Annotated in this window: 20 protein-coding genes and 1 pseudogene; 8 read left to right on the top strand and 13 right to left on the bottom strand. The window is 64.5% G+C overall.

Features of this window, described 5'->3' with window-relative positions; genetic code table 11:
- Positions 1–3 precede the first annotated feature (3 nt).
- From NP945_RS12275 to NP945_RS12260, 4 genes are all read right to left on the bottom strand, one after another.
- Complete coding sequence (locus NP945_RS12275) at positions 4–621, bottom strand: ANTAR domain-containing response regulator (RefSeq protein WP_127268207.1); 618 nt, start codon at positions 619–621, stop codon at positions 4–6.
- A complete protein-coding gene (locus NP945_RS12270; protein ID WP_128363158.1) occupies positions 618–1,712 on the bottom strand; it encodes a transporter substrate-binding protein in 1,095 nt (364 codons plus the stop codon). The genes NP945_RS12275 and NP945_RS12270 overlap by 4 nt, the downstream gene beginning before the upstream one ends.
- Positions 1,713–1,888: 176 nt before the next feature.
- On the bottom strand, positions 1,889–2,386 hold the full coding sequence (locus NP945_RS12265; protein WP_127328068.1) for a hypothetical protein: 498 nt from the start codon (positions 2,384–2,386) through the stop codon (positions 1,889–1,891).
- Between the two features lie 162 nt (positions 2,387–2,548).
- Positions 2,549–3,418 carry a helix-turn-helix domain-containing protein gene (locus NP945_RS12260; protein WP_256746497.1) on the bottom strand — a complete coding sequence of 290 codons (870 nt, stop codon included), beginning with the start codon at positions 3,416–3,418 and terminating at the stop codon, positions 2,549–2,551.
- 92 nt (positions 3,419–3,510) lie between these two features.
- Between NP945_RS12260 and NP945_RS12255 the strand changes: the two genes are divergently transcribed.
- Together NP945_RS12255 and NP945_RS12250 are read left to right on the top strand one after the other, a co-directional pair.
- Positions 3,511–5,055, top strand: a complete 1,545-nt coding sequence (locus tag NP945_RS12255) for a 4-hydroxyphenylacetate 3-hydroxylase N-terminal domain-containing protein (protein WP_256746496.1) — start codon at positions 3,511–3,513, stop codon at positions 5,053–5,055.
- Between the two features lie 6 nt (positions 5,056–5,061).
- On the top strand, positions 5,062–5,571 hold the full coding sequence (locus NP945_RS12250; protein ID WP_127328062.1) for a flavin reductase: 510 nt from the start codon (positions 5,062–5,064) through the stop codon (positions 5,569–5,571).
- A 75-nt stretch (positions 5,572–5,646) separates the two neighbouring features.
- Here the strand turns inward: NP945_RS12250 and NP945_RS12245 are convergent, their stop codons facing one another.
- The 6 genes from NP945_RS12245 to NP945_RS12220 all read right to left on the bottom strand — a co-directional run bounded on the left by NP945_RS12245 (position 5,647) and on the right by NP945_RS12220 (position 12,760).
- Positions 5,647–6,303, bottom strand: a complete 657-nt coding sequence (locus tag NP945_RS12245) for a methionine ABC transporter permease (protein ID WP_127266743.1) — start codon at positions 6,301–6,303, stop codon at positions 5,647–5,649.
- The gene (locus tag NP945_RS12240) at positions 6,284–7,381 is read right to left on the bottom strand and encodes a methionine ABC transporter ATP-binding protein (protein WP_256746495.1); all 1,098 of its coding nucleotides are present in this window, start codon (positions 7,379–7,381) and stop codon (positions 6,284–6,286) included. The genes NP945_RS12245 and NP945_RS12240 overlap by 20 nt, the downstream gene beginning before the upstream one ends.
- A gap of 88 nt (positions 7,382–7,469) precedes the next feature.
- Positions 7,470–8,324, bottom strand: coding sequence for a MetQ/NlpA family lipoprotein (locus NP945_RS12235; protein ID WP_127396249.1), 855 nt, complete (start codon positions 8,322–8,324; stop codon positions 7,470–7,472).
- Positions 8,325–8,576: 252 nt separating this feature from the next.
- Positions 8,577–10,064 (bottom strand): aldehyde dehydrogenase, encoded by a 1,488-nt coding sequence (locus NP945_RS12230; RefSeq protein WP_256746494.1) that lies wholly within the window; start codon positions 10,062–10,064, stop codon positions 8,577–8,579.
- Complete coding sequence (locus tag NP945_RS12225; protein WP_256746493.1) at positions 10,061–11,254, bottom strand: cytochrome P450; 1,194 nt, start codon at positions 11,252–11,254, stop codon at positions 10,061–10,063. The genes NP945_RS12230 and NP945_RS12225 overlap by 4 nt, the downstream gene beginning before the upstream one ends.
- 57 nt (positions 11,255–11,311) lie before the next feature.
- The gene (locus NP945_RS12220) at positions 11,312–12,760 is read right to left on the bottom strand and encodes an APC family permease (RefSeq protein ID WP_256746492.1); all 1,449 of its coding nucleotides are present in this window, start codon (positions 12,758–12,760) and stop codon (positions 11,312–11,314) included.
- Between the two features lie 173 nt (positions 12,761–12,933).
- On the opposite strand from NP945_RS12220, the gene NP945_RS12215 reads away from it, so the two are divergent.
- From NP945_RS12215 to NP945_RS12190, 6 genes are read left to right on the top strand one after another with little or no spacing between them, the layout of a single operon-like run.
- Positions 12,934–13,704 carry an IclR family transcriptional regulator gene (locus NP945_RS12215; RefSeq protein ID WP_256746491.1) on the top strand — a complete coding sequence of 257 codons (771 nt, stop codon included), beginning with the start codon at positions 12,934–12,936 and terminating at the stop codon, positions 13,702–13,704.
- Positions 13,704–14,984: a Tm-1-like ATP-binding domain-containing protein gene (locus NP945_RS12210; RefSeq protein WP_256746490.1), complete on the top strand. Its 1,281-nt coding sequence runs from the start codon at positions 13,704–13,706 to the stop codon at positions 14,982–14,984. Before NP945_RS12215 ends, NP945_RS12210 begins: the two co-directional genes overlap by 1 nt.
- Complete coding sequence (locus NP945_RS12205; protein WP_256746489.1) at positions 14,981–15,649, top strand: HAD-IA family hydrolase; 669 nt, start codon at positions 14,981–14,983, stop codon at positions 15,647–15,649. Before NP945_RS12210 ends, NP945_RS12205 begins: the two co-directional genes overlap by 4 nt.
- 20 nt (positions 15,650–15,669) lie before the next feature.
- Positions 15,670–17,019: an aminotransferase class III-fold pyridoxal phosphate-dependent enzyme gene (locus tag NP945_RS12200; protein WP_256746488.1), complete on the top strand. Its 1,350-nt coding sequence runs from the start codon at positions 15,670–15,672 to the stop codon at positions 17,017–17,019.
- Positions 17,020–17,053: 34 nt separating this feature from the next.
- The gene (locus tag NP945_RS12195) at positions 17,054–18,346 is read left to right on the top strand and encodes an aminotransferase class III-fold pyridoxal phosphate-dependent enzyme (protein WP_256746487.1); all 1,293 of its coding nucleotides are present in this window, start codon (positions 17,054–17,056) and stop codon (positions 18,344–18,346) included.
- Complete coding sequence (locus NP945_RS12190) at positions 18,343–19,365, top strand: phosphotransferase (protein WP_256746486.1); 1,023 nt, start codon at positions 18,343–18,345, stop codon at positions 19,363–19,365. Before NP945_RS12195 ends, NP945_RS12190 begins: the two co-directional genes overlap by 4 nt.
- A 27-nt stretch (positions 19,366–19,392) precedes the next feature.
- Here the strand turns inward: NP945_RS12190 and hpaH are convergent, their stop codons facing one another.
- From hpaH to hpaD, 3 genes and pseudogenes are all read right to left on the bottom strand, one after another.
- Complete coding sequence (gene hpaH, locus NP945_RS12185) at positions 19,393–20,199, bottom strand: 2-oxo-hept-4-ene-1,7-dioate hydratase (protein ID WP_256746485.1); 807 nt, start codon at positions 20,197–20,199, stop codon at positions 19,393–19,395.
- On the bottom strand, positions 20,196–21,068 hold the full coding sequence (locus tag NP945_RS12180; RefSeq protein WP_256746484.1) for a fumarylacetoacetate hydrolase family protein: 873 nt from the start codon (positions 21,066–21,068) through the stop codon (positions 20,196–20,198). Before NP945_RS12180 ends, hpaH begins: the two co-directional genes overlap by 4 nt.
- A gap of 235 nt (positions 21,069–21,303) precedes the next feature.
- Positions 21,304–22,283, bottom strand: a pseudogene (gene hpaD, locus NP945_RS12175) (3,4-dihydroxyphenylacetate 2,3-dioxygenase).
- Positions 22,284–22,287 lie beyond the last annotated feature (4 nt).

Here is a 22,287-nt window from a genome sequence, read left to right as displayed (position 1 = left end):
AGATCAGGCGCGATGGGACTGGTCATCGCCGCCTTCTTCCCCCGTTGCTTCTTCACTTGTCATGGCCACGATCCGCCGCGCGGCATCCTCGACGCTGATCTGCCAGCTCATCGCCAGCGAGCGAAGCTGCGCATAGGCGCGGCCGTCATCGGCGCCTTTCGCCAGTGCCGTCACCGCGCGCACGATGGTCTGGCGCTCGGCGACGCGCTGGCGAAGCGAGGCGATTTCGCTGGCCAGGTGTTTTCGCGCCTCGAAACTTTGCCTTGCGATCAGCAGTGCGCTGTAGACGCCGGCATTGCCGACCGGCTTCAAGAGTTGGGCGTCGGCCTTGTGCGACAATGCCCATTCGATGCGGCCGGGCGCCTCGGAGCCGATCAGCGCCACCAGCGGCATCGGCGCTTCGCCCGGCTTCCACGGGAATTGCTCGTCGAAGCCGAGATCGGCGTCGAAGAAGACGAAATCGGCCGCCAGCGCCTCGGGCGGTAGTTCGGGCCAGCAGTCCAGCGTGATCAGGCCGATGGCCGACAATTGCCTGGTGATCGCCTGCACCGTCGGGTGCGGACGGTGCAGGATGAAGGCCCTGGCGCCGCCGAGATTGGGGATGCGTGGGGTTCTCGTCACGACACCACCCTCAGGCGCGGGCGGCCGAATGTTTTTGCCGGGTCGTAGCGCGACAGATACGGGTCTGGCGCGACTTCGTCCTCGCGGCTGACGACCTCGAAGAAGCCATCCGCGATGCGCCCGATGATCACCGGCAGCGTTGCGTGCTGGGAATGCGCGTCGATGGCGATCGGCCCGAGCCGGGTGGAGAAGCGGCGTTCTGCGAAGGCTCTGGAAAATTCCGCCGGACCGGCTTCGGAATTGCTGGAGAGCACGTCGGCCATCACCTGCACGGAGGCATAGGCGGAGGCCTCGAAAGACGAGGCGAAGGCGGCCGGCCGCGGCGCGAAATACGGCCCGACCGACAGATGTCCCTTGCCGGATTCACCGATCGCCGGCAGCTCACCTTCGGTGAGGTTGCAGGAGATGACGGGACAAGTCTCGGGACTGAAGGCGGCATCCTCGTGACCCAGGTCGCGATAGGCCGCGAGGAAGGCGTAGGACGAGGTGCCGATCAGGTTGTTGAGGATGAAGTTCGGCCGCGTGGCGCGGATCTCCGCGATCAGCCGCGACACATCGGTCTCGCCGATGCGCAGATAACGTTCGCCCAGCACCTTGCCGCCGGCATCCGCGATCAGGTCGCGCGCGACGCGGTTCATCTCCCAGCCCCAGATGTAGTTCGAGCCGAGCAGGAAACCGTTGGCGCCGAAACGCGGCACGACATGCGCCATCAGCGGCACCAGATGCTGGTTGGGGCAGGCGTGCATGTAGACGACGTGCTCGTTGGCCTCGAAGCCCTCATAGGGGCAGGCGTACCAGAGCATGCCGCCCGCCTTCTCGAGCACCGGAATGGCTTCCTTGCGGCTCCACGAGGTGACGCAGCCGACGACATGGCGCGCGCTGCTGGTCCTGAAAATATCCTCGCACAGCGTCGCGTAGCGGTCCGCATTGCTTTGCGGATCGCGCTCGACCGGCACCAGTTCGATGCCTGAGCTGCGATCGGCGTTGATGTCGGCGATGGCGCGCATGGCGCCGATGCGGCACGCATCGGAGACGAGTTGATAGCTCCCCGAGCGGGAATACAGGATGCCGATCTCGATACGCCGTTTCAAACAGATCCCCAAAATGACAATGCCTCGCAGCCAGCGCCGGAAGGGCGAGGCATACGAGGCATTCTTGCCGCCCGGCGATCAGAGCCGGTATTTTGCGCTAGCGTATTCTGTCCGGCGGGTCAGTCAAGCCCTCAACGATATTTGCGTGACCGTCATCGCCGTTTCGCTGCCGCCGGCTATCTGGCCGATCTGGCCGCCGGCCTCTGACCGTGTTGACGCGCATAGGTCACGCAGGCGTCCACCGTGCTGACACAAAGCGCGTCGCGCCTGTTCGGCAAATTGTTGTCGCCGGCATAGGCAACTTCGGCGACGCGGCCGTCGACCATGCGAATTTGCGTGTCGCAATAGCCGCCGGGAGCGACATTGACGGAGCCGCCGACCGCCGGGATCGCGCCTACCGCTAGAGTCGGAACCACAATGCTGAGATTGCCGCGCTGGACGATGCGCTTGTAGGTCCAGATCTGGCCCGATCGGCCGGCGTCGGCGGTGGCGGTCGGAAACCCGGCGCACATTCGAACATCGGCTTCGCTGAGGCCGACCATCTCCTTGCGGGCGGCCGCCGCCGTTGGATCAACCTTGGCGATACGCGACGCATCGTCGGGAACGACGCAGGAAGACTGGATGCCAACGAAGAGAACAGGTAGGGCAAGCTTTTGAATGCAGGAAAATATCATGCCGACCGTCAGATTGGTCCGATGTCAGATTTGCGTGGCGCCCGCCGCTCCTTTCTACCTAGGCAGACAGGCGAAGGGATCAACCCGTTCGGCTTCACGAAAAAGTGGCTGTGGCTGCAACATCAAGGATTTGCGCGTCACGGGGTCTGCATTCGCGCAGGATCAATGGTCCAGCAAGTGCTTCCGGCGCCAGGCGGCGGGCGCTTCGCCGACCCGCGCGCGAAAGAACCGTGAAAAATACGCCGGGTCGTCGAAGCCGATCTCGTAGGCGATGTCCTCCACCGTGCGTACGGTGAACAGCAGCAGGCGCTTGGCCTCCAGCAGCCGCCTTTCGCTGACGACCCGCTTGACGCCGGCACCCAGAACCGCATGGGCAGCCTTGTCGAGAAGATGCGGCGTGGTGGCCAGCGCCTCGACGTAGCGATCGACCGGCCAGTTGTCGCGGAAATGCGCGTCGGCGAGCCGACGCAGGCCCCGCGCCAGCGAAGCATCGGAAGAGGCGGCAGAGGCGGTCACGCCGGGGCTCAGGCGCGCAATGTGGGAGAGTGCGACTGCGATCAGCGCCGGCAGGACCCTGTCATTGCCGGCTTGCGCCTCGGCATATTCGGCGGCGATCATCTCCAGCACCGCCGCCAGTCTCGCCCACGCTGCGTGTCGTGGCAGACCGTCGGCAAAGACCGGCCTGTCCAGCGGCAGCAGGCTGTGAGCGGCGATGGCCGCGAGCGCGCCGTCGGCGACCGAGACGACGATGGCGTCGGTGCCGGGTCCGATCGAGAAGCCATGCACGACAGCGCTCGGCACGAAGCTGACGGCAGGCGCCGAAAAGTCCCAGGATCGGTCTTCGATACGGTAGGTGCCGGAGCCGCTGGTCCAGTAGGTGATCTGGCCCATCTGCGGATGTTTGTGCGCCGCAACCTGACCAAGATGGATGTTGCTGCGCGCAAGCACCGTCTCGACATGCAGGAAACCGACATCGAGCGGCCTCACCGACTCGCCATAGACGAAGAAGTCGGGAATGGAATTCTGGCTCATGGTGCCTGAAAAAGTCCAATCGGTTTTGCCGTTCCGTCCATAACCGATGCATGCCCAAGGCGCTAGTGTTGCGACTCAAGAGGAGGACCATCATGCGATCAGAAGACTTCCGCACTGATAAGGCACGGCCGTTCACCGGGGCCGAGTATCTGGAGAGCCTGCGCGACGGCCGCGAGGTCTATATCAATGGCGAACGCATTGCCGATGTCACCACGCACCCGTCGATGCGCAATTCGGCGCGGTCGCTGGCGCGCCTCTACGATGCGCTGCATGATCCCCTGCGACGGGACACGCTGACCTCGCCGACCGACACCGGCTCGGGCGGCTACACCCACAAATATTTCCGGGTTGCCAAATCCTCGGCTGAGCTTGTTACCCAGCAGACGGCGATCGCCGAGTGGTCGCGCATGTCCTATGGCTGGATGGGGCGCACGCCCGACTACAAGGCGGCGCTGATGAACACGCTCGGCGCCAATGCCGACTGGTACGGGCCGTTCAAGGACAATGCTCTGTCCTGGCACAAACGTGCGCAGGAAGCCGCACTGTTCATGAACCATGCCATCGTCAATCCGCCGATCGACCGCCACAAGCCGGCCGAACAAGTGAAGGACGTCTTCGTCCACATCACCAAGGAGACGGATGCCGGCATCTATGTCTCCGGCGCAAAGGTGGTGGCGACGTCCTCGGCGCTGACCCACTACAATTTTCTGGCGCAGGGCTCGGCGACGATCACTGAGGATCCGTCGCTGTCGGTGATGTTCATCGTGCCGATGAATGCGCCGGGGATAAAGATGTTCTGCCGCGTCTCCTACGAGCAGACGGCCAACACGGTGGCGGCGCCCTTCGACTATCCGCTGTCGTCACGCTTCGACGAGAACGACGCGATCCTGGTGCTCGACAATGTCTTCATCCCCTGGGAGGACGTTCTGGTGCTGCGCGACGCGCAGAAAATCCTGTCCTTCCATCCGGCATCCGGCTTCATGCATGGCTACTGCTTCCAGGGCTGCACGCGTTTCGCCGTCAAGCTCGATTTCCTCGCCGGCCTGCTGGCCAAGGCGCTGCGCGCCACGGGCGGCGATGCTTTCCGCGGCAACCAGGCGGCACTGGGCGAGGTCATCGCACTCAGGCACATGTTCTGGAGCTTTTCCAACGCCATGGCCTACAACCCGATCCCGTGGGCGAATGGCGCGGTGCTGCCCAATCTGGAAGCCGCGCTCGCCTACCGCACCTTCATGTCGGAAGCCTATCCGCGCGTCATCGACACCGTGCGCCGGGTAATCGCGTCCGGGCTGATCTACCTGCCGTCGTCGGTGCGCGACTTCAACAACCCCGAGATCGACAGATATCTGGCGCAATATGTGCGTGGCTCCAACGACATGGGCCACATCGAGCGCATCAAGATCATGAAGCTTTTGTGGGACGCGACCGGCACCGAGTTCGGCGGCCGCCACGCGCTCTACGAGCTCAACTATGCCGGCGCGCCGGAAGAGGTGCGGCTGCAGGTGCTGAAAGGAGCTGAACGCGGCGGGCGGCTGAAGGCGATGGAAGAGCTCGTCGACACCTGCATGGCCGACTATGACGAGAATGGCTGGACGGGCGATACCTGGTTCAATCCGCTTGTCTCAACGGCCGAGTGAAACCAGATGGCCACGCAGATTTCGAAAGCCGATTTCCGCGACGCCATGGCGAGGGTCTGTGCGCCGGTCAACATCGTCACCACCGATGGCCCGGCAGGGCGCGGCGGCTTCACCGCCACCGCCATGTGCAGCGTCTCCGACGAGCCGCCGACGCTGCTGGTGTGCATGAACGGGCGCTCGACGCAGGCCGCCATGTTCCTGTCCAACCAGCGCTTCTGCGTCAACGTGCTGACGCATGACCACATGCATCTGGCGGGAAAATTCGCTGGCGCGGCCAGGGACATGGAGGCACGCTATGCCTCGGCGCGCTGGCAGACGCTGACCTCCGGCACGCCGGCACTCTCGGATGCGATCGTCAATTTCGATTGCGAGATCGAGACTGTACATGTCGTCGGCACGCACAATGTCATGATCGGCCGCGTCATCGACGTCCGGCACGGCAGCGGCGGCTCGGCCCTGCTCTATGTCGACCGCAGCTATACGCAGCCGACGCGGCTGGGCAGCTTTGGCGGGTGAAGCCGGGCGTCAGACGGTTTGGTGGCGGGAAGGCCTCCGCCTATCCCGTACGCGGCCGTGCCATCAGCCAGTCTTTCACCCCCGCCGATCCAGCCTCGCCACCAGCCGGTCCCCCGCCCACTGGATGCCGCAGACCAGGATGATCAGCACGATGACCACCGCGATCATGACGGACGTCTCAAATCGTTGATAGCCGTAGCGGATGGCGAGGTCGCCGAGGCCGCCGGCGCCAATGGCGCCGGCCATGGCCGAGGCACCGATCAGCGTCACCAGCGTCACCGTGAAGCCGGCGACGATGCCGGGCAGGGCTTCCGGCACCAGCACCTCGCGGATGATCGTCCAGCGGTTGCCGCCCATGGCGCGCGCCGCCTCGATCAAGCCACGGTCGACCTCACGCAACGACACTTCGGCAATGCGCGCGTAATAGGGCGTGGCGGCGATCGACAGCGGCACGATGGCTGCCCATGTGCCGATCGAGGTGCCGACGATCAGCCGCGTCACCGGGATCAGTGCCACCAGAAGGATGATGAAGGGCACCGAACGGAAGCCGTTGATGACGGCGCCGAGCGCCCGGTTCACCCACAGGCTTTCGGCAATCCCGCCGCGTTCGGTGGCGATCAGTGCCAGGCCGAGCGGCAGGCCGAAGACCAGCGAGATGAGGCCGGAGGCGGCTGTCATCAGGACGGTTTCCCAGATCGAACGCAGCAGAAGTTCAAACAGGATCGGCGACATGGCCAAGCACCTCCACCCGCGCCTGGCGGGTCTTCAGGAATGTGATGATGTCAGCGAGATGATTTGCATCGCTGCCGGGAACAGACAGGAACAGCGTGCCGACGGGCTGCTGCTGGATATGGTCGATGCCGCCGTGGATGAGGCGGAAGGCGCCTGGAACAGCCGTGGCAAGGTCGGACAGCAACGGGCCGCGTGCCCCATCGCCGGCCACGTCGACGCGCAGGATCGTCTCCGCGCCGGCCGCCGGCAGCAGCCGGGCCGCCAGTTCGGCTGGCAGCTGCGGCCGGATGGCGCCGAGCAGGCTTTTGGTGATGTCTGATTGTGGGTCGGCAAACACCGACCAGACCGGCCCTTGCTCGACGATGCGCCCGGCGTCGATCACCGCAACGCGGTCGGCGATCGAGCGGACCACCTCCATCTCATGGGTGATCAGAAGGATGGTCAGCCCAAGCTGCCGGTTGATGTCCTTGAGAAGGGCGAGGATGGAGCGCGTTGTTTCCGGATCGAGCGCCGAGGTGGCTTCGTCCGACAAGAGCAGCGCCGGGCGTGCTGCCAGCGCCCGGGCGATGCCGACACGCTGCTTCTGGCCGCCCGACAGTGACGCCGGATAGGCTTTTGCCTTCTCGGACAGGCCGACGAGGTCGAGCAGTTCGGCGGCGCGCTTCAGTCGCTCGGCCTTCGAGCGGCCCTCGATCTTCAGCGGCAGCGCCACATTGTCTTCGACGGTCTTGGCCGACAGCAGGTTGAAATGCTGGAAGATCATGCCGATGCGCCGCCGCAGCGGCTGCAGCTCGCGCTCGCCAAGCCGGCTGATCTCTCGGCCGTCGATGAACACCTCGCCGGAGTCAGGCCGTTCCAGCCCGTTCAGGCAGCGGATCAGCGTCGACTTGCCGGCGCCGCTGCGGCCGATGATACCGAGGATCTCGCCCTTGCGCACGGTCAGCGAGATGCCGTCGAGCGCCGCTGTCGCACCGAAGCGGCGCTTCAGCTCGACGAGGCGCACGACGTCCTGAGACGCGTCGGGCCGGGCATGGATCGGATCGGCGGTTTCTCCGGATGCCGTGATATGCTGGTTCATGAATGTTCCTGTTCCCGAAAACGCAATCGCGGCCCGCGCCTGAGCGCGGACCGCTGTTGCTATCGAACCGGGCTTCCGGTCGACCGGATCAATAGGCGCTGAGGCCGGTGCCCTTGTAGACCTTGTCGAACTCGGCCTTCACCGCCTCGTTCTGATAGGAGGCGACCAGCGTCTTCACCCAGGCCTCGTTCTCGTTACCGGCCTTCACCGCGATGAAGTTGCGGTAGGGATTGTCGGCGATCGGCTCCTGCGCGATGCGGTTTTCCGGCGTCAGGCCGCTTTTCAGCGCCCAGTCGGTGTTGACCACGGCCGCGTCGAGATCCTCGACCGAGCGGCCGACAATGCCGGCGTCCAGTTCCTTGATCACCACCTTCTTCGCGTTCTCGGCGATGTCGACGGTGGTGGCGAGAATGCCGGTGCCGTCCTTCAATTTGATCACGCCCTCGTTCTGCAGCACGCGCAGCGCCCGGCCTTCATTGGATGGATCGTTCGGCACGCCGACGACCGCGCCCTCGGGCAGGTCGGCGACTGCTTTGTACTTCTTCGAGTAGAGGCCGATCGGCCACACGCCGGTATAGCCGACGCGCACGATATGATACCCTTGAGTCTTGATCTGGTTGTCGAGATAGGGCTGGTGCTGGAAGGCGTTGGCGTCGATTTCGCCGCGCTCCAGCGCCTCATTGGGCTGGGTGTAGTCGTTGAACACCACGGTTTCGATGGAGAGGCCCTTTTCGGCGGCCTGGGCGACGACGACTCGCCAGACATCCTCGTCCTCACCGCTGATGATACCCACCTTGATCGCCTTTTTGTCCTCGGCGAACGATGCGCCGGGCGCCATCAGGCTGCCGATCGCCACGGCCGAGGCGAACAGCAGAGCAAGGCCACTGCGCCGGTTGACGGTTGACCCCGGGGAAGATGGCAAAGTGTTCTTGAAGTCGGACATGATTGATCTCTGTGGTTGTGAAGTCATGGCAGCGAGGCGGATTGCCTAGCCTTGGTCACATCCTCAGAAATTCTATCAAGTTTATCAAAGAACGCCTTTCGCCGTTCTCGCCAAAGCCGGGAATATTCTCTCAAAATTTTCGGGTGAGTGAGAACGAGACGCCATTGAATCGATCGCCGCGGGCTACGATGCGATCCGCTGCGCTTCGGAGGTAAGATCGGACTCTCGGAAAAACCGGCGCTGACGCCAGGCTCAAAGCGCGATCCACGCCGTCTTCAGTTCCAAATATTTCTCCAGCGCGTGAAGCGACTTGTCGCGGCCGAAACCGGACTGTTTGACGCCGCCGAGCGGCACGGTGATGTCGGCGCCGCCATAGGTGTTGACGTGGACGACGCCGGCATTGATGGCGCGCACCATGCGGTGTGCTGTGGAGAGGTTTGATGTCCACACCGCCGAGGCGAGCCCGTAGACGGTCGAATTGGCAAGCCGCACCGCCTCCTCCTCGGTCTCGAAGCGCATGACGCCGAGCACTGGCCCGAACACCTCCTCGCGCGCAAGCTGCATGTCTTGCGTGACATTCTCGAAGATCGTCGGCGCCATGTAGCTGCCGCCGGTCTCGGTCAGAATCCGCTCGCCACCGGTGACCAGCTGGGCGCCTTCTTCGGTGGCTCTGGCGACGAAACCGAGATTCTTGTTCAGTTGCTCGGCGCTCGACACGGCGCCGACATCGCTGGTGAGATCGAGCGGATCGCCGACTTTGAGCCGCGTGGTTGCCGCGACAAGTTCGTCCATGAACCGATCATAGACCGCTGACTGGACCAGAAGCCGCGAGCCGGCGACGCAGACCTGGCCGGAATTGCGAAAAATGCCGTTGGCCGAGACGACCGCCGCCTGTTTCAGGTCGGGAGCATCGGCAAAGACGATGTTGGGCGACTTGCCGCCGAGTTCGAGGAAGACGCGATTCAGATTGGAGCGAGCGGAATATTCGAGCAGCCGTCGGCCGACCGGCCCCGAGCCGGTGAAGGCGATGGCGTCGACATCCATATGCAGGCCGAGCGCTTCGCCGGTGACCGCGCCACGGCCGGTGACGACATTGAGCACACCGGCGGGAAGTCCGGCCTCGCTTGCCAATTCGGCCAGCCGCAGCAGCGTCAGCGAAGCGATCTCCGGCGGCTTGACCACCACGCAATTGCCGGCGGCAAGTGCGGGCGCGATCTTCCAGGCGCCGATCATCAGCGGAAAGTTCCACGGCACGATGACGCCGACGACGCCGAGCGGCTCCTTGTGGATCAGTCCGAGCACATTGTCGGCCGTTGGCGCGATCTCGCCGTAGACCTTGTCGATCGCCTCGGCATAGTAGCGGATGGTGCCGGCGGCCGAGAGCGGTTCGGCCTTGTAGGCCATGCCGATCTCGGTGCCATTGTCGCGCACGCCGAGCACGGCGAGCTCGTCGGCATGCTTTTCGACCAGCTCGGCGAATTTCGTCAGCACCTTCTTGCGAAAGGCCGGCGCTGATCGCGACCACGAGCCCTTCTCGAACGCCTTGCGCGCCGACTTCACGGCGCGGTCGATATCGGCGGCGTTGCCGTCGGCGATGCTGGCGAAAGGTCGGCCGTCGATCGGCGACGTCACCGGCAGGCTTGCGCCGCTTGTTGCCTCGATCTGCACGCCATCGATGAACAGGCCCCGTGCGCCGATCTCCGTCCTGCGCAGCGTGTCGATGGCATTCTGACTGATCATGGGTGACGGACTCCTAGGGAAACATGCAATGTGGTTGGCGCGCGGAATTCCCAGCCGCGAAACACCGGCTCCTTGCCAGGCACAAGGCTGAGATGGGGGAAGCGCAGAAGCAACAGCCTCACCGCAAGGCACATCTGCTCGCGTGCGAAAAACCGGCCCGAACAGAAATGATGGCCGAAGCCGAAGGCGGCATGATTGCCTTCGTCGCGGTTGATGTTGAAGCGGTCGGGATCGGCAAAGCGGCTCTCGTCGCGGCTTGCCGAGGAGACGAGTGCGGCGACCGCGGCGCCGGCCGGGATCGTCACGCCGCCAAGCTCCACCGCCTGCGTCGTCTGCCGCGTCTGCGTGCCGATCGGCGCCACCCAGCGCAGGCCCTCGTCGACCGCCTTCGGCACGAAGGTCTCGGGATCGGCGAGCACCTGCCGCATCTGTTCGGGATGGCCCAGCAGACCGGCGAGGATCGAGCCGGCGCCATGTCCGGGTTCCTGCATGCCGCCGAGCAGGATGACCTTGATGCTCGGCATCAAAAAATCGATCGGCCGCGTCGTGCCCTCCGGCATGCCGTCATGCAGCATATGCGACAGCGCGGAATCATCCGGCGCGTGGACAAGCCTTTCCAGCGTCGGCAAGATGGCGTCGCCGACCTCGGCACTGATCGCGTCGGCGATCTCCTGCCGCTTCGGGTCGTTCTCGAAATTGATGGCGCCCTGGGCAAGGCCATAGAACCAGCGGCGCAGCGTCTGCATGTCGATGTCGGCAAGGCCGAGCGAGCGCGCCAGGCTGAGCGTCGACACCGGTTCGAAATAATCGGCCATCAGCTCGGCGGAGCCTTGGTTGACGATCCGGTCGAGAAAAGGTTCGGCAATCGACCGCACGAGGTCGCCGGCATAGGCGGCGACGGTGCGCGGCCGGTATTTCGGATCAACGCCCTGTCGCAGCTGTTTATGCGTTTCGCCATCGGTGGTCAGGATGGTCGGCTTGCCGAAGGAGCGCTCGACCGGCGACGAGCCGACGACGGCGGAGAAGATGTCGGGCGACTTGGCGACGCTCTCGACATCCTTCCAGCGGGTGACGAACCACAGATTGACCGCGGGCACGAAAGCAACAGGCGCACTGCGCCTGAGCTCTGCATAGATCGGATAGGGATCGGCTTCCAAAGCCTCGACGGTGATATTTTCGGCAAAGCTCAAATCCGCCACTCCCCTTGTGGTGTAAGGGCGGCGTGGCACGCCGCCCCTTTGCTTTTCTCAATCTTTCAGCGGCTGGCCGAGGTTTTCGAAGGCTATGGGATCGCGGCTCTTCAGCGCGCTGGCCAGCAGCAGGCCGACGATCGCGGCGATCAGCACCAGCCCCGGCAGGAACACGCCAAGAAAGCCGCCGGCCCCGGACAGGCTGCCGAAATTGATGACGATCAGGTAGATGATGATGACGAAAGCGATGAAGGTCAGCCCGGGCAGGATGGTGGTCTTCAGCGCGTTCTCCTGGGCTGCCGGGTTGGCGCGGAAGAACATCACCACGGCCAGCGAGGCCACCGCCATCATCACGATGACGCCGAGCGTCGCGACATTGGTCAGCCACGAAAACAGCGCCAGCACCGGATCGAGGCCGAGCACGGCGAACAGGCCGACGACGACCGCGGCGAGCACGCTCTGGAGGACGGAAGCGACATGCGGGCTCTGGTGCACCGCATGCGTCACGCCAATCGTCTGCGGCAACAGTTTTTCGCGGCCCGAGACATAGATATAGCGCGCAACCGCATTGTGGAACGCCAGCACGCCGGCAAACAGGCTCGACACGAACAGGATGCTCATCGCCTGCGACAGCATCGTGCCGGCGTAACGATCCGACAGGCCGAACAGGAAGGTCGTCGGATCCTGCAGCCCTTGCAGCGTCGGCAGCAGCTTGTCGACACCGGCGCCGACCGCCATCAGCCATGCCGTGAGCATGTAGAAGACGCCGATCAACACGACCGAAAAATAGGTGGCGCGCGGAATGGTGATCTTTGGATCGCGGGCTTCCTCGGCATAGATCGTCGTCGCCTCGAAACCGATGAAGGCGGCAAAGCAGAACAGAATGGCGATGGCCGGCGAGCCTGATGTGATCTGGCTCCAGCTGAACGGCGCCGCCGACAGGCCGCTATCGCCGCCGGTCTTGAGGATGGCGATGTCGAGGACCAGCACCACAAGATATTCGCACAGCACCAGCACCGTCAGGATCTTGGCGGAGAGGTCGACCTGCCGATAGCCGAGCACGGCGACCAGCGCGATGGCGATGAAGCTCCACGCCCACCAGGGCAGGTTGATGCCCCAGCCGGCGAACAGGCCTGATGTCGCGGCGCCGAGCAGGCCCATGACCCCGATCTGCATGGCATTGTAGGACAGGATGGCGATCAGCGCGGTGGCGCCGCCGGCCATGCTGCCGAGGCCGCGCGCGGCATAGGCATAGAAGGCGCCGGCATTGCCGACATGGCGTGACATGGCGACATAGCCGACCGCGAACAAAAGCAGCAGGATGGTGACGATCAAATAGGTGCCCGCAAAGCCGGCGCCATTGCCCATCAGCATGCCGAGCGGCGTGCCGCCGGCGACGGCCGTGAGCGGGGCGGCCGCCGAAATCACCATGAAGGTGATGGCGCCGACGCCGAGACTGTTCTTGCGCAGCCTGTTGGCCGGCGCCTGTTCTGCAACTGCTGTCATTGATCCCTCCTGTTTGCAAACCCTCAGGCTCGCCGGCCGAATGGCCTGTCCCATGCACTCTGGCGGTTGGTTCATTATTTGAACCGTTATTTTGAATATAGACTTGCAAACAATGCCGATGCCTGTCAAGTTAATTCACACGTTAAATGATTGTCCCGAACCGGGAGGCAAATTTGAGTACGGTCGGAAAAGCGATCTCGCTTCTGGAGCTGTTCAACGTCGAAGAGCCCGAGCTCGGCCTGTCCGATCTGGCGCGCCGCTCGGGCTTCGACAAGGCGACGACACGGCGGCTGCTGGTTGCGCTGGCCGGCCATGGTTTTGTCGAGCAGGATATCGGCACGCGGCACTATCGCCTCGGCGCCGGCCTGTCGCGGCTGGCGCGCATCCGGGAGGCGCGCTTCCCCTTCCTGCAGACAGCTGTTCCGCTGGTGCGGGACCTGGCAGCATCGACGGCCGAGACCGTGCATTTGTCGGAATTCGGCGTCGACAGGCTGGTCACCGTCCATGTCGAGCATCCGGCATGGGCGAACCGGGTCAACATCGACATCGGTCAGTTGCTGCCCCTGCATTCGACCGCGTCGGGCATCGCCTATCTGGCCTTCGCCCGCGACGAGACCGTCAAGGCGTGCCTGACGGGTTCCCTCGACGCTTTCACGGCCCATACGCTGATCGAACCGGCCGCCATCTCAAGATGCATGAGCGAGGCGCGCGAGCGCGGCTATTCGATCTGCGACCAAGGCTATGAGGAAGGTGTGATCAGCGTCGCGGCGGCAATCCGCGGGGCGGATGGCTTTGCGCTCGGCACCATCGCGGTGGCGGCGCCAAAGGCCAGAACGACGGCAGCCGCGATCACAGAGCGGGGACTTGCCGTGAGGGAGGCGGCACGGGAGATTTCCATGCGCCTCAACGGCGAAAACCTGCAAATCTTGAGGAGGCAGGCCTGATGCCCTCGGAGACAGCGCCCCGCATCCTGGTCATCGGCACGGGCGACACAAAGGCCGAAGAGCTGCTGTTCATGAAACAGTGCATCGAGCAGTCAGGCGGCAGCGCCGTGATGATGGATGTCAGCGTGCTGGGCGACCCGCCCTACAGCCCGGACCACGACAAGCATGCCGTGGCCCGGGCCGTGGATGTGACGATCGCCGAGATCGTTTCGAGCGGTGACGAGAACACCGCCATGACGCTGATGGCCGGCGGCGCCGTGCAGCTGGTGCGCAAGCTCCATCAAAACGGCGAGATCGACGCCTTCATCGCCATCGGCGGTTCGATGGGGACAGATCTGGCGCTCGACGTGGCGCTTTGCCTGCCGCTCGGCGTGCCGAAATTCGTCGTCTCGACCATCGCCTATTCGCACCTCATCCCGCCCGAGCGCGTCGCGCCCGACCTGATGATGATCCTCTGGGCCGGCGGGCTGTACGGCCTCAACTCGATCTGCAGGCTGGTCCTGTCACAGGCCTGTGGTGCGGTCGTCGGCGCGGCCAGGATTGTGCTGGAGGCCCGCATGTCGGCTCCGGCAATCGGGCCGACCATCGGCATAACCTCGCTCGGCAGCAGCTGCCTGCGCTACATGAAGACGCTGAAGCCGGCGCTGGAACAGCGCGGCTATGACGTTGCCGTCTTCCACACCACCGGAATGGGCGGCCGCGCCTTCGAATCGATTGCCGGTCAGGACCATTTTTGCGCGGTGTTCGACTTCAGCCTGCAGGAAATTACCAATCATCTCGCGGGCTCCGTCGTCAGTTCCGGCACCGACCGGCTGGAGAATGCCGGCGCTCGCGGCACTCCGCAGATCGCCGCACCCGGGGCGGTCGACATGGTCGATCTGCCGACCTGGCAGGATTTGCCGGCTAAATTCTCGACGCGGCCCTTTCATGCCCACAACAGGCTGATCGCGTCGATCACCGTCGATGCCGACGATCGTCGGCAGGTCGCCAGGACCATCGCCGCCAAGCTCGGCGCCGCGAAAGGCCGCTCCGCCTTCATCCTGCCTACCGGCGGCATCCAGGAATGGGACGTGCAGGGCGAGCCGCTCTATGAACCCGAGGCTCTCGCGGCCTTCGCAGATGAAATGCGCAGGGCTATTCCCGCCGGGGTCGAGTTCCACGAGATCGACGCTCACATCAACAGCGACGACTTCGTCGGCAAGGCGCTCGAGATATTCGACCGCTGGGTCGAGGAAGGCATCGTCCCGCGCGGCAAGCCGGCCAAGGGAGTGGCAGCGTGAGCGCTGTTCCCGCCCAGGCGCTTGTCCTTGATTTCGGCGGCGTCGTCACCCGGACGCTGTTCGAGACGCATGCCTTAACCGAACAGGCGCTCGGCCTTGCGCCGGGAACGCTGCAATGGCGCGGGCCGTTCGATCCGGACAGCGATCCGCTGTGGCGCGCGATGCAGGCCGACGAGATCAGCGAGCGCGACTACTGGCGCTCCCGCACCAGTGAGGTCGGTCGGCTGGTCGGGGAGGACTGGCAGGCGATGGAGACCTTCGTCCAACGAGCGCGCGGCGCCGAGCCGGAAAAGGTGGTGCGGCCCGAGGCCGACAGCGCCATTCGCACGGTGCATGCGGCGGGTTTTCGGCTGGCGATCCTGTCAAACGAACTCGACCTGTTCTACGGCGCCGATTTCCGCCGGCGGCTGCCGTTGCTCGGCCTGTTCGACCTCATCGTCGACGCCACCTATACCGGCATCCTCAAGCCCGATCCACGCGCCTATGCCTTGGTCACCGAGGCGCTCGGCCTGCCTGCCGGCGCTTGCGTCTTCGTCGACGACCAGCAGCGCAATGTCGATGGCGGCTCTGCTGCCGGCATGCGCACGGTTCATTTCGACGTCGCTCGCCCGGCTCATTCCTATGCCGAGGCCCTCAGTCATTTCGGCCTCGTCCCAGTTGCCTGAGTTTTTTTGCGGAGTCCTCTATGCGCGACATCAATTTTCTCACCGAAACCAACGCCAAGCCAATCTGGCACCCGATGGCGCATCCGGCCGAGATGCGGGCCAACCCGCCAAAGGTGATCATGAAAGGCGAGGGTGTGATGGTCACCGACATCGCCGGCAACACCGTGCTCGACGCCGTCGGCGGCCTGTGGAACGTCAATCTCGGCTACAGCTGCGAACCGATCAAGCAGGCGATCGCCGACCAGCTCGGGGCGCTGCCCTATTATTCCGGCTTTCGCGGCACCTCGACCGGGCCGTCGATAGAACTCGCCTACGAACTCTGCGAATGGTTCGAGCCAGAAGGCATGGTGCGGACCTTCTTCACCTCGGGCGGCTCGGATTCGGTCGAAACGGCACTTCGGCTGGCCAGGCAATACTGGAAGATCCGCGGCCAGGCCGACCGGACAAAATTCCTCGCCCTGAAGAAGGGCTATCACGGCACGCATTTTGGCGGCGCGTCGGTCAACGGCAACGCCAATTTCCGTCGCAACTACGAGCCGCTGCTGCCCGGCGTCTTCCACATTCCCGCGCCCTGGACCTTCCGCAACCCGTTCGATGAGACCGACCCGGTGCGGCTGGCGAAACTGTGCGCCAAGGCGCTGGAGGACGAAATCGCCTTCCAGGGCGGCGACACCATCGCCGCTTTCATCATGGAGCCGGTTCTCGGCGCCGGCGGCGTCATCGTTCCGCATGAGAGCTTCATGCCACTGGTGCGTGAGATCTGCGACCGCCATGAAATCCTTTTGATCGCCGACGAGGTGGTGACGGGCTTCGGCCGCACCGGCGCATGGTCGGGCTCGCGTCTGTCCGGCGTGAAGCCGGATTTCATGACCATCGCCAAGGCGATCACGTCAGGCTATTTCCCGCTCGGCGCGACCTTGATCGGCGGAAAAGTCGCCGATGTCTTCGAGGCCGACAAGACCAGTTTTGGTGCGATCGGCCACGGCTATACCTATTCCGGCCACCCGGTCGGCTGCGCGGCGGGTCTGGCGGCGCTTGCGGAGACCAAACGGCTTCGCCTGAACGAGAACGCGGCGGCACGGGGCGTCGAACTCGCGGCCACGCTGGAGGGGCTGAAGGCCAGGCATGCGATCGTCGGCGATGTCAGGTACAAGGGCCTGATGGCGGCGCTGGAGCTGGTCTCGGACCGCACGACGAAAAAGCCGGCCGACAAGAAGACCATGGCCGTGGTTTCGGAGGCCGCCTATGAGGCCGGCGTCATGCTGCGTGTGTCGGGCAACACCATCATCCTGTCGCCGCCGCTCATCATCAGCGCTGCCGATGTGACGAAGATCGGCGAAGCATTGGATGCAGGCCTGTCGAAGGCCTGACGGTTAGCTGGCCACAACGGAGTTTCAAGACGCAATGAGCCAATCGCAAGAAGCACTGGTTAGCCGGCGTTCCCGCCTGCTCGGCGCGAAATCGCAATTGTTCTACGACGAGCCCGTGCATCTGGTGCGCGGCGAAGGCGTCTGGCTCTACGATGCCGATGGTCGGAAATATCTCGACGCCTACAACAATGTCGCACATGTCGGCCACTGCCACCCGCATGTGGTCGAAGCCCTGTGCCGGCAGGCCAGCCTGCTCAACACCCACACGCGCTATCTGCACACCGCCATCCTTGATTATGTCGAGCGGCTGACCGCGACCTTCGATGCCAGCCTGTCGTCCGCCATCCTGACCTGCACCGGCAGTGAGGCCAACGACATCGCGCTGCGCATGGCGCAGGCCGCAACCGGCCGCATGGGCATCATCGCCACCGACGCCACCTACCATGGCAACACCACGGCGGTTTCGCAGCTCAGCACCCGCATGCCGCCGGTCGGCGGCCGCGCCCGCAATGTCAGGCTGGTGCCGGCGCCTGACAGCTATCGCCATCCGGATGCGATGGCCAACGGCAAAGCCTTTGGCGACGCGGTGCGCGAAGCCATCGCCTCGCTGGAGCAGGATGGCATCGGCCTGTCCGGTATCATCCTCTGTCCGCTGCTCGCCAATGAAGGCTTTCCGACGCTCCCGTCCGGATTTTTCGACGACGCGATGCGCGCGGTGCGTGACGCCGGCGGACTGGTCATCGCCGATGAGGTGCAGCCTGGTTTCGGCCGCACCGGCAGCCATTTCTGGGGCCACCAGCGCGCCGGCTTCGTGCCCGACATCGTCACCATGGGCAAGCCGATGGGCAACGGCCATCCGGTCGCCGCGGTGGTCACCACCAAGGACACATTGGCGACCTTCCGCAACGCTTTCCGTTACTTCAACACCTTTGGCGGCAATCCGGTTTCCTGCGCGGTGGCCAATGCCGTCCTCGACGTCATCGAGCAGGAAGATCTCGTCGCCAACGCACGTGACGTCGGCGCCTGTGCGCTCGGTCTGCTGCGCCCGCTGGCCGAGCGCCATGAATGCATCGGCGAGGTCAGGGGCGCCGGCTTGTTCTTCGGCGCCGAACTGGTTCACGACCGCGAGACGCGCGAGCCGGCGCCCGACATTGCCGAGCAGGTCGCCAACCGCATGCGCCACCGCGGTGTGCTCATGGGCAAGACCGGCATCCACGGCAATGTGCTGAAGATCCGCCCGCCCATGCCGTTCTCGCGCGACAATGCCGACGTCCTGATCGGCGTCCTCGACGAGGTGCTGGGTGAAGTCGGCGGAGTGAAGGCGTGAACGCTGTTTCCACGCAATCCGAGCCCGAGACGGCAGCCGATGTCACCGAGCTTGCCAAGCGCGCGCTCGAACATTGGGGCATTCGTGAGGGTGAGCCGGAGCTGCTGAAATTCCGCGAGAACGCGGTGTTTCGCGTCATCTTGCCAACAGGCCAGCCGGCCGCCATGCGCATTCATCGGCTTGGCTATCACACGGACGCCGCCCTGCGCTCGGAACTGCAATGGATGGGCTTTCTGCAATCGGCCGGCATCGCCACACCCTCGCCGGTCGCCACGCCGGCCGGCGATCTGTTCGTGCTCGTCAGCGCCAACGCCTCAGTGCAACCCCGGCAAGTCGATTGCCTGAGCTGGCTGGAAGGCCGCGCCGTCGGTGCGCGAGGCGTGCCGCTGGATTTTACGCCCGAGCAGGCAAGACAGGTCTTTACCGCGCTGGGCCGAGCCATCGCCCACATGCACAATGTCACGTCTGCCTGGGCGCCTCCGTCCGGCTTTGCCCGCCATGCCTGGGATTCCGATGGCTTCTTCGGCGCGAACCCGAATTGGGGCCGCTTCGAGACCTCGCCCTTCCTCGACGGCCCTCATCGCGAGCTGGTTTTCCAGGCGCGGGAAAAGGCCGTGAAGGCGCTGTCGGAGCATGAACGCAGCGCCCGCAATTTCGGCATCATCCACGCCGATCTGGTGCGCGAGAACGTGCTCGTCCATGACGGCGCGATCCGCATCATCGACTTCGACGATTGCGGCCATGGCTGGCACATGTACGACCTTGCCGTCGCGCTCTACCAGAACCGCGATGAGGCGATCTATCCGCTGATCGAGGCCGCTTTGCTCGAGGGCTATCGGCAGGAGCGGGCACTGACCGCGCGCGACATCGCCGCGCTGCCGCTGTTTTCGGCGTTGCGTGCCTTTGCTTTCCTCGGTTGGGTGCAGAGCCGCGTCGAAGGCGACATCACCAGGGATGTCGGCCAGCGTATGTCGGCCATCGCAGCCGATGTGGTGATTGCCTATCTGCGTGGCGAATAGGGCCGATCGATAAGAACTGGCGGGTCGTCAGCCCTTCGCGAAATGGATGCTGACCGTGCCCGAACTGCCGAAATCGGCAACGATCGTGTCGCCGGGCCGCGCCTCGACCGGGCGCACGAACGATCCAGAGAGCACCACCTCGCCAGCCGCGATCGACATGCCGTAGCGGGCGAGCCTGTCCGCCAGCCAGGCGATGCCCATGGCCGGGTGGTTGAGCACGCCGGCGCCGAGCCCGGTTTCCTCGACCTCGGCGTTGCGCGAGACGATGGCACCGATCCAGCGCATGTCGGCCTCATCAGGACGTTGCCGCCGGCCGCCGATGACAATGCCGGCATTGGCGGCATTGTCGGAAATCGTGTCGAAGAAGGTGCGCACCTTCTTCGTCTCGGCATCGACGCGTTCGATGCGCGTATCGAGGATTTCCAGCGCCGGTGTGATGTAGTCGGTGGCGTGGAGCACGTCGGAGATGGTCACGCCGGGGCCTTTCAGCGGCGCCTTCATGACGAAGGCGATCTCGGCCTCGACGCGCGGCTGGATGAAGCGGCCGGCCGGCACCGTCGCGCCGTCATGGAAGAACATGTCGTCGAACAGCACGCCCGAATCCGGCGTGTCGATGGCAAGCGCGTACTGCATTGCCTTCGATGTCAGCCCGATCTTCCAGCCCTTCGGCTTCAGCCCGGCATCGATCTTTCGCGTCACCAGCGCCGCTTGCACGCGATAGGCGTCCTCCATCGTCGCATCGGGAAAATCGAGGCTGAGCAGACGGATCTGGCGGCGCGACCGCTCGGCCTCGAACAGCCGTGCCGCGGCGTCCTCCACCTGTTCCGGGGTCATTGCGCTGCCTCGTCGACGACACCGTTTCTGAGCACGCCGATGCCTTCGGCCTCCACCTCGATCACGTCGCCGGGCTTCAGCCAGATCGGCGGCTCGAAGCGGGCGCCGGCGCCGGCCGGCGTGCCGGTGACGATGATATCGCCCGGCACCAGCGTGGTGAAGGTCGAGATGTAGTTGATGATCTTGCGGAAGGAAAAAATCATCCGGCTGGTGCGGTCCTGCTGGCGCAACTCGCCATTGACGCGGGTGGTCAGTGCGATATCGGCGATCTGCGCCTCTTCGCTGAACGGCACCAGCCATGGGCCGATCGAGCCGCTGCGGTCGAAATTCTTGCCTTGCGTGACGTTGAACTTGGCATGCCGCACCCAGTCGCGGATGGTGCCTTCATTGCACAGCGACAGCGCCGCGATATGGCCGAGCGCGTCGGCCTCGGCAATGCGCCGGCCGGCCTTGCCGATGACGATGACGATCTCGCCCTCATAGTCGAGCTGCGGTGATTCCGGCGGCCGCACCAGCGGCGCGCCATGGCCGACGAACGAGCGGGGAAAGCGGATGAACAGTGACGGGTTGGAGGGCGCTGCCTGGCCGTCCTTGTACTCCTCGTTGCGGTCGGGGTAGTTGACGCCGACGCAGATGATCTTTTCCGGTGACGGGATCGGGATTTCATAGGCGATGGCGTCGAGCGGGAAATCTGCGGCGAAGGCCTCGGCCGCTTCCGCCAGCCGCCGCAAGGCGCCGGCCTCGATCACTTCACGCAGCGTCGGCCATTGGCCGTAACGAGCCGACAGGTCGATGACGCCCTTGCTCGTGATCGCGCCATAGCGCGCCTTGCCGCCGACGGTGAAGGTAGCGAGCCGTGCGGGGTTCATGCTGCGGCTCCGGCGATGGTGGTGGGCGAGGTGGGAGCTCTACGGCGCCCCCCTCTGTCCTGCCGGACATCTCCCCCTCTTGGGGGGAGATTGGATGTCATCTCTGCCTTCGCCAATTTCCAACGCTGCAAGAGAGGCGCTGACCATGGGCCTGGCCAATCTCCCCCCTTGAGGGGGAGATGTCCGGCAGGACAGAGGGGGGCGTGACGGAACGCTATCATCTCTGAATTCCCGTCTACGGTGCAATGACCGGCGAAGCCGCCAAATCCGGCTGGCGTGCCTTCGCTCCGGCAAACACACTGCCCTCCTCGAACCAGCTTTTCGGCGCCGGCGCGCCCCACAGCGTCTGGCGTTGCGGGTCCTTGAGGTCCCATTTTATCGGCTCGAGGTCCGGATCGACCGTCTGGTAATCCGAACAGTAAATCTCGATGCGGTGGTTGTCCGGGTCTCTGACATAGAGGAAGAAGGCGTTGGAAATGCCGTGCCGGCCGGGGCCGCGTTCGATGTTCGGCAAATAGCCCGTCGTTGCCATCAGATCGAGCAGGTCGATGATGTTGAGCGGCGTCGGCACCCAGAAGGCGACATGGTGCAGGCGCGGCCCGATGCCGTTGGTGAAGGCGATGTCGTGCACGCCGCCCTTGCGGTGCGTCCACGCCGCCCACAGCCTTCCGCTGCTGGCGTCCTCGGTATACTCGGTCACCCGGAAGCCGAGCTCGTTGTAAAAGGCGACGGACTCGTCGACATTGGGCGAGAAGCAGTTGAAGTGGTCGATGCGCAGCGGCTTGACGCCCTTGTAGAGCGCATACTTCTGGTGGATCGGCGGCAGCCGCTCCATCTCAGCGTAGAATTCGAGCGGAATGCCGTGCGGATCGCGGGTGCGGAAGGTGCGCGACTGGTAGGGTCGCTCGACCCATTCCACCGGCAGATCCCTGCCCTTGAAGAAGTGCTCGGCCTTGTCGAGGTCGTCGTCCGAGAAGACCTTGAAGCCGAGGTCGCCGGCTTCGGCCGTGGCCGCCTTCTTCAGCACGATGCAATGATGCCCACGCTCCTCCAGCGCCCTGAGATAGATGGTGTCTGAAGTCTATCGGTGACCTGCAGGCCGAGCGTATCGACATAGAAGGCACGGGATTTGGCGAGATCGGTGACGGCCAGCTCGACATGGCTGAGGCGCACGATGTTGAAGGCGGGGTAGAGATTGGGCTTGGGCAAGGGCATCTGA

Origin of the sequence: Mesorhizobium sp. LMG17149 (assembly GCF_024518695.1) — a bacterium.
In the GTDB taxonomy this organism is placed as follows: Bacteria; Pseudomonadota; Alphaproteobacteria; order Rhizobiales; family Rhizobiaceae; genus Mesorhizobium.
This window is presented reverse-complemented; position numbering and strand designations above follow the sequence as displayed.

Bases quoted from the DNA above. Each gene is read 5' to 3' on its own strand.
- NP945_RS12265 (WP_127328068.1), bottom strand. From the start codon at position 2,386: ATGATATTTTCCTGCATTCAAAAGCTTGCCCTACCTGTTCTCTTCGTT.
- NP945_RS12260 (WP_256746497.1), bottom strand. From the start codon at position 3,418: ATGAGCCAGAATTCCATTCCCGACTTCTTCGTCTATGGCGAGTCGGTG.
- NP945_RS12255 (WP_256746496.1), top strand. From the start codon at position 3,511: ATGCGATCAGAAGACTTCCGCACTGATAAGGCACGGCCGTTCACCGGG.
- NP945_RS12250 (WP_127328062.1), top strand. From the start codon at position 5,062: ATGGCCACGCAGATTTCGAAAGCCGATTTCCGCGACGCCATGGCGAGG.
- NP945_RS12245 (WP_127266743.1), bottom strand. From the start codon at position 6,303: ATGTCGCCGATCCTGTTTGAACTTCTGCTGCGTTCGATCTGGGAAACC.
- NP945_RS12240 (WP_256746495.1), bottom strand. From the start codon at position 7,381: ATGAACCAGCATATCACGGCATCCGGAGAAACCGCCGATCCGATCCAT.
- NP945_RS12235 (WP_127396249.1), bottom strand. From the start codon at position 8,324: ATGTCCGACTTCAAGAACACTTTGCCATCTTCCCCGGGGTCAACCGTC.
- NP945_RS12230 (WP_256746494.1), bottom strand. From the start codon at position 10,064: ATGATCAGTCAGAATGCCATCGACACGCTGCGCAGGACGGAGATCGGC.
- NP945_RS12220 (WP_256746492.1), bottom strand. From the start codon at position 12,760: ATGACAGCAGTTGCAGAACAGGCGCCGGCCAACAGGCTGCGCAAGAAC.
- NP945_RS12210 (WP_256746490.1), top strand. From the start codon at position 13,704: ATGCCCTCGGAGACAGCGCCCCGCATCCTGGTCATCGGCACGGGCGAC.
- NP945_RS12200 (WP_256746488.1), top strand. From the start codon at position 15,670: ATGCGCGACATCAATTTTCTCACCGAAACCAACGCCAAGCCAATCTGG.
- NP945_RS12195 (WP_256746487.1), top strand. From the start codon at position 17,054: ATGAGCCAATCGCAAGAAGCACTGGTTAGCCGGCGTTCCCGCCTGCTC.
- hpaH (WP_256746485.1), bottom strand. From the start codon at position 20,199: ATGACCCCGGAACAGGTGGAGGACGCCGCGGCACGGCTGTTCGAGGCC.
- NP945_RS12180 (WP_256746484.1), bottom strand. From the start codon at position 21,068: ATGAACCCCGCACGGCTCGCTACCTTCACCGTCGGCGGCAAGGCGCGC.